4 protein-coding genes are annotated in these 6,486 nt (G+C 64.3%); 2 read left to right on the top strand and 2 right to left on the bottom strand.

Features of this window, described 5'->3' with window-relative positions; genetic code table 11:
• Together AC1DWI_RS10730 and AC1DWI_RS10725 are read left to right on the top strand one after the other, a co-directional pair.
• The coding region (locus tag AC1DWI_RS10730; RefSeq protein WP_477724812.1) for a LysR substrate-binding domain-containing protein at positions 1-767 on the top strand (767 nt) is incomplete at its 5' end.
• 225 nt (positions 768-992) lie between these two features.
• Positions 993-1,490: a hemerythrin domain-containing protein gene (locus tag AC1DWI_RS10725; RefSeq protein WP_477670935.1), complete on the top strand. Its 498-nt coding sequence runs from the start codon at positions 993-995 to the stop codon at positions 1,488-1,490.
• Positions 1,491-1,526: 36 nt separating this feature from the next.
• On the opposite strand, the gene AC1DWI_RS10720 is transcribed toward AC1DWI_RS10725, so the two are convergent.
• Together AC1DWI_RS10720 and AC1DWI_RS10715 are read right to left on the bottom strand one after the other, a co-directional pair.
• Entirely contained in the window at positions 1,527-2,978 is a 1,452-nt protein-coding gene (locus AC1DWI_RS10720) for an efflux transporter outer membrane subunit (protein ID WP_477724811.1), read from the bottom strand.
• Between the two features lie 11 nt (positions 2,979-2,989).
• Positions 2,990-6,280: an efflux RND transporter permease subunit gene (locus AC1DWI_RS10715; RefSeq protein WP_477670933.1), complete on the bottom strand. Its 3,291-nt coding sequence runs from the start codon at positions 6,278-6,280 to the stop codon at positions 2,990-2,992.
• Between the last annotated feature and the right edge of the window lie 206 nt (positions 6,281-6,486).

Genomic DNA, 6,486 nt, shown 5'->3' with positions numbered 1-6,486 from the left:
AGTCTGCGCTGGGCCAGCGCCTGTTCGAGCGGGTGGGGCGCGGGCAGAAGCTCACGCCGGCCGGCGCCAGCGTGCTGCGTTATTTCCGCGGCATGCGCGGTTCGGTCGAGTCCATGACGCGTGAACTGGCCGAACTGCAACTGGGCAGCTCGGGTCGGGTGTCGATCGGCAGCATCATGGCACCTTCTCCGAATTTGCTGACGCACGCGATCATCACGCTCAAGAAAGCCTATCCGCTGCTGTCGGTCGACGTCATGCTGGACACCAGCGACCGGCTGTTCGAGCTGCTGCGCGAAGGCGTTCTCGACGTTGCCATCGGGCGCATTCGCGACGAGCACCGGRCGGACTACGCTTTCACCCCGCTTGAAAACGAGGCGCTGGTGGTGGTGGCGGGTGTGCACCATCCGCTGGGGCAAAAAAAGGCGGTGAAGTTTGCCAGCCTGCTGGACTACCCGTGGATATTGCAGCCCAAGGGCAGCCCGATGCGTGAGGTGCTGGAGCAGGAGTTCCGCATGCTGCAGGCGCCCACGCCCAAGGGCCTGATCGAAACCGCGTCCATCCTCACGACGACCAACCTGATTGCCGAAACCGACATGGTGGGCGTCATGCCGCAGTCGATTGCCGACCACTACGCCCGGCACGGTCTGCTCAAGATATTGCCCTGCTTTATCCAGCACAAGATGGAAGCGTTTGGCTCCATCACCCGCAAGGACAGGCCGCTCAGCGACGCCGCGGGGTTTTTCCTGGCGGCGCTGCACCAGAAATAGCTGCCGGAGGCCGATGGCAAGCCACCGCAGAGAAATTTTCTGAAAATTTCGGGCCTTGGTCCATGGGATGAGTGCCGGCCGCTGCTAAATATGGCGTCAATGCCGGCGAAGAACAGAAATTGAAGTTGGCGTGTGTAGCGGCGGATGAACGCTCCATGACCTGGATCAAGCTGTTGCCCCGTGCCATTGCTTACGCTTGGCGTATTGCCAACATTGGAAGCACACATGCCGAATCTTCAATGGTCTGACGCCCTCGTGCTCGGACTACCCCTGATGGATGACACTCACCGGGAGTTTGTCGAGTTGCTTGCGCAGGCAGAAAACGCGGCGGATGATGCGTTGCCGGGCCACTGGCGAGCGCTGGTGGACCACACCGATGAGCACTTCAGCCGCGAAGACCGGTGGATGCTGGACACGCGGTTTTCATCCTCCAATTGCCACACTGTGCAGCACAAGGTGGTGCTGCAGGTCATGCGAGAAGGCTTGCTCATGGCCCAGGCCGGGGATTTCACGTCTTTGCGCCATATGGCAAGGGAGCTCGCTCTGTGGTTTCCGCAGCATGCGCAGACCATGGATGCCGCGCTGGCCCTGCATCTACGCGGTATTGGCTACGACCCGCTCACGGGGGTGGTGAGCATGCCGCAAGCTTTGCCCAAGGACACCATACACGGTTGCGGGGGCCTGAGCTGTTCCGATGGCCAGGCGCTTGAACACACCGCATAAACGCGGCACGCTGTTGGGTCCGCTGGGTGATGCAATTTATTGCCCCGTTTGCCAACCCCCGCCCAGCGACTGGATCAACGCCACCGCGGTGGTCTGGCGGTYGGCCATGGCTTGCACCAGTGCACGGCGCGCGCTCAGCGCGGTGGCCTGGGCGGTGATGACTTCGGTGTAGCTCACCTGGCCGCTGCGGTAGCGGTTGAGTACCTGCTGCTCGACCTGGTCGGCTGCCTGCGACGCCTGGCGGCGCAGCTCCTGCTGGGTCAGCAGTACACGGGTTGCCGACAACTGATCTTCCACGTCCTGAAAGGCCGCCAGCACGGCCTGGCGGTAACGCGCCACTGCCTGCTGGTGAGAGGCCTCGGCGCCCTCCACGCGGGCGCCGGTAGCCCCGGCGTTGAAGAGCACTTGCGCGGCCGAGATGCCGATGGACCAGACGCTGCTGGAAGCCTTGAAGAGGTCCGCCACCCGGCTGGCGCCCTGGCCGGCCGAGGCGCTCAGCGACAGGCTGGGGTAATAAGCGCTCTTGGCGATGCCGATCTGTTCATTGGCAGAGGCCACGCGGCGTTCGGCGGCGGCAATGTCGGGGCGGCGCTGCAGCAGCTCGGACGGTATGCCGACCGGCACGTCAGGCACTGAAGGATTCCAGGCCACAGGGGCAATCGAGAAATTGCCGGGCGCTTCACCGACCAGCACCGCAATGGCGTGCTCCAGCTGGGCGCGCTGGCGCACCAGGCCGGCGTCGTCGGCCTGCGCGTTGGCCAGCTGTGTTTGCGCCTGCAGCACATCGGTTTTGGCCGCGATGCCGGCGTTGTAGCGGTTCTGCGTGATGTCCAGCGCGCGCTTGTAGCCGTCAATCGTGTCCTTGAGTAGCACTTTTTGTGCGTCTGTCTGGCGCAAGGACAAATAATTGGTCGCCAGTTCACCCTGCGCCGACAGTTTGGCCGAAGCCAGGTCGGCGGCGCTGGCCTGTTCGCTGGCTTTCGCGCCGTCCACGGTGCGGCCCAGACGGCCCCATACATCGGGTTCCCAACTGCCACCAATGCTGAGCTGGTAGTTGTTGCCCACGCGGCCACCGACATTGTTGCCCGCCGTGCTGCTGCTGCTACTGCTGCCCGAGCGGCTGGCGCTGCCATCCAGCGAAACCGTCGGGAACAGCGATGCCCGCTGCTCGCGCACCAGGGCGCGTGCCTGCGCGTAGGCTGCAACGGCCACTGCCACGTTCTGGTTGGACACCTCCACACGCGATGCCAGCTGGTCCAGTACCGGGTCCTTGAAGAGCGACCACCACGGGCCGCGCTCAAGCGTATCGGCGGGCGCGGCCGGAACCCAGCCTTGCGCTTCCTTGTAGGTGCTCACGTCGACCGTGGCCGGGCGCTGGTAGTCGGGGCCGACTGCGCAGCCGCCAACGGCAAGCACCAGCGCAGCGCACAGCAGGCGAAGCTGAAAACGTGAACGGTGTGCGGGGTGAGTGTCGGAAAAGTGGTTCATGGCGTCGTCAGTCATTGCAGTTGGAGCGGGGCGCCGGGCGGCGGCGCGTCGGTCTCGTCAGGGTGGCGGCTGAGCTGACGCTCGGAAGGGCTGCGCCGGCGGAGCTTGTCCATCAGCACATAGACCACCGGGGTGGTGAGCAATGTCAGCACCTGGCTGGCAATCAGCCCGCCGATGATGGCGATGCCCAGCGGGCGGCGCAGCTCGGCGCCTTCGCCGAAACCAATGGCCAGCGGCAACGCACCCAGAATGGCCGCCAGTGTGGTCATCAGGATGGGGCGAAAGCGCAGCAGACAGGCTTCGCGCACAGCCTCAATCGCGGATAGGCCACGCGCCCGCTCGGCTTCCAGCGCGAAGTCGATGATCAGGATGGCGTTTTTCTTGACGATGCCGATCAGCAGGAACAGCCCGATCAGCGCGATGATGGAAAAATCCAGCTTGAACAGCAGCAAGGCCAGCACAGCGCCCACACCGGCCGAGGGCAAGGTGGACAGCACCGTGATGGGATGCACCAGGCTTTCGTACAGGATGCCCAGCACAATGTAGATCACCACCAGCGCCGCCAGGATCAGCAACGGTTGCTCGTTTTGCGATTGCTGCGCATTGAGCGCTGTGCCGGAAAAGCTGCCGCGCACGTTGTTGGGCAGCCGGATGTCGGCTTCCGCCTGGTGCACCGCGGCCTGGCCGTCGCTCAGCGTGCTGCCATCGGCGAGGTTGTAGGAAACCGTGGTGGAAAGCTCGCCGTCTTCGTGGCTGACCGAAGCGGCGGTGGGGTTTTCGCTGAAGGTGGCAATGGCCGACAGGGGCACCATGGTGCTGGCCGAGGCGCTCAGGACCTGGCCCGACGAAGAATCACGCAGGGATGGATTGGCCACAGAGGTGCCGGTGGCCACCGTGGTTGCAGCCGGGGTGCCGGTGCTTCCGGTATTGTTGGTTGTGTTGCTTGTGTTGCCTCCAGCCCCCTTGGCCGGTACGTAAATATCTTTCAGCGACTCGGGGCTGCGGGTGTAGCGCGGCGCCACTTCCATGATTACGTGGTACTGGTTGAGTTCGGCGTATATCGTGGCCACCTGGCGCTGGCCGAAGCCGTCATAGAGCGCGTTGTCCACGTCGCGTGAGCTGATGCCCATGCGTGCCGCGCTTTCCTTGTCCACCGTGACCATGGTCTCCACACCGTTTTCCTGCTGGTCGGTGTCCACGTCGGTCAGGGCGGGCTGCAGTTTCATCTGGTCCGCCAGGCGTGTGGCCCATACACGCAAGTCGGCCGCGTTGTCGCTTTTGAGCGTGTACTGGTAAGTCGAATTGGTCTGGCGGCCGCCGCCGCGCAGGTCCTGCACGGGGTTCAGGAAAAGGCTGACCCCGGTCACCCGTGCCAGCTGCGGGCGCAGCCTCGCAATCACGGCCTGGCCGGCCACGTCGCGTTGCCCCACTGGTTTGAGGTTGATGAACATGAAACCCCCGCCCGCTCGGGAACCACCGGTAAAACCCACCACGGTGTCCACGGCCGGGTCGGCGCGGATGATGTCGACCAGCTGCTTGAGCTTGGCCTGGAGGGCCTGAAATGAGATGCTGCGGTCGGCACGCAGGCCGCCGTTGATCTGCCCGGTGTCCTGTTGCGGAAAGAAGCCCTTGGGCGCCTTCACGAAGAGAAAACCGTTGAGCCCGATCACGGCCACCAAAATCAGCATCACCAGCAACTTGCTGTGCAGGGCCCAGTCCAGGCTCACTTCGTAGCTGCGGTGCACGCGGTTGAAGGCACGCTCGAACCAGCGCCCCACAAAAGCAAAACGCCCGGGCTTCTTCTCGTGCGCGTCAGGCCTCAGAAGCCAGGCGCACATCATGGGCGTGGTGGTCAGCGAGATGACCAGCGAGATCATCACCGCAGCAGACAGCGTGACCGCGAATTCGCGGAACAGCCGGCCCACCTGTCCGCCCATGAAGAGTAGCGGTATAAACACGGCCACGAGCGACAGGCTGATCGACAGCACCGTGAAGCCGACCTCCCGCGCCCCCAGCAGCGCGGCCTTGAAACGGTCCATGCCGGCCTCGATGTGCCGGCTGGTGTTTTCCAGCACCACGATGGCGTCGTCCACCACAAAACCGGTAGCCACGGTGAGCGCCATCAGGCTCAGGTTGTTCAGTGAAAAGCCCAGCAGGTACATCACGCCGAAGGTGCCCAGCAAGGAGACGACGGTGGCCACGGCCGGGATGATGGTGGCACGGGCGCTGCGCAGGAAGGCGCTTACCACCAGCACCACCAGCACGATGGAAATCAGCAGCGTGACTTCGATCTCGTGCAGCGAGGCACGGATGGAGTTGGTGCTGTCGGATGCCACCTGCAACTGCACGTCCTGCGGCAAGGCGGCCTGCAGCTCGGGAATCAGGGCGCGCACGCCGTCGACAGTGGCAATCACATTGGCATCGGGCTGGCGCGTGACCAGCACGATCACCGCCGGCTCGCCGTTGAAAAGACCGAGCGTGTTGATGTTCTCCACACCGTCCTGCACCTCGGCCACGTCCTGCAGCCGGATGGCGGCATTGTTGCGCCAGGCCACCACCAGGTTGCGGTAGTCGATGGCCTTGAGCCCGCCGCTGGCGGTGTTGGAGCCTGAGTAAATCTGGAAGCGCTGGCCGTTGCCTTCGATCGCGCCCTTGGGCCGGTTGGCGTTCGACGCCTGCAGGGCCGCACGCACATCTTCCATGGCAACGCCATAGCGGTTGAGTGCAAACGGCAGCAGTTCCACGCGCACCGCCGGCAACGAACCGCCGCCAAGCTCCACGTCGCCGACCCCGGGCACCTGGGCGATTTTTTGCTGCACGAGGTTGGAGACTTCGTCGTAAATCTGGCCCGGTGAGCGCGTCCTGGACGTGAGCGCCAGGATGATGACCGGCGCCGAAGCCGGGTTGGCTTTGCGGTAGGTCGGGTTGCTGCGCAGTGTGGCAGGGAGGTCGGCGCGCGAGGCGTTGATGGCTGCCTGCACCTCGCGCGCTGCCGCGTCGATCTTCCGGTTCAGGTCAAACTGCAGGCTGACACGGGTTGAGCCGTTGCTGCTGTTGGACGTCATCTCATTGACGCCCGCGATCACGCCGAGGCGCCGCTCCAGCGGCGTCGCCACACTGCTGGCCATGGTGGAGGGACTGGCCCCCGGCAACGAGGCGCTGACCGAGATCACCGGGAAATCCACTTGCGGCAGCGGTGAGACCGGCAGCACGAAGAATGCGGCGATGCCTGCGAGGGCCAAGCCTATGGTGAGGAGGACGGTGGCTACCGGGCGGCGGACGAAGGGTTCGGAGAGGTTCATGGCGTGGCTCCCACGCTGGCCGTGACGAAGGTGACTTTTGTTCGAACGGCGGGAGTTTTTGCTGAGGGTAGCTGGCCGGGGGTTGCCCGGCGGCAACTCACTTTTCTTTTGCTTCGCCAAAAGCAAAGTAAGCAAAAGAAAAGGCGACCCTGCTGTCTGCGTCCCTCCGCTTCGCTACGGGCAACCTGCGGTGCTCGGTCCAGGCG

This window comes from Polaromonas sp. P3_C2, assembly GCF_056402675.1.
This window is presented reverse-complemented; position numbering and strand designations above follow the sequence as displayed.

Bases quoted from the DNA above. Each gene is read 5' to 3' on its own strand.
- AC1DWI_RS10725 (WP_477670935.1), top strand. From the start codon at position 993: ATGCCGAATCTTCAATGGTCTGACGCCCTCGTGCTCGGACTACCCCTG.
- AC1DWI_RS10715 (WP_477670933.1), bottom strand. From the start codon at position 6,280: ATGAACCTCTCCGAACCCTTCGTCCGCCGCCCGGTAGCCACCGTCCTC.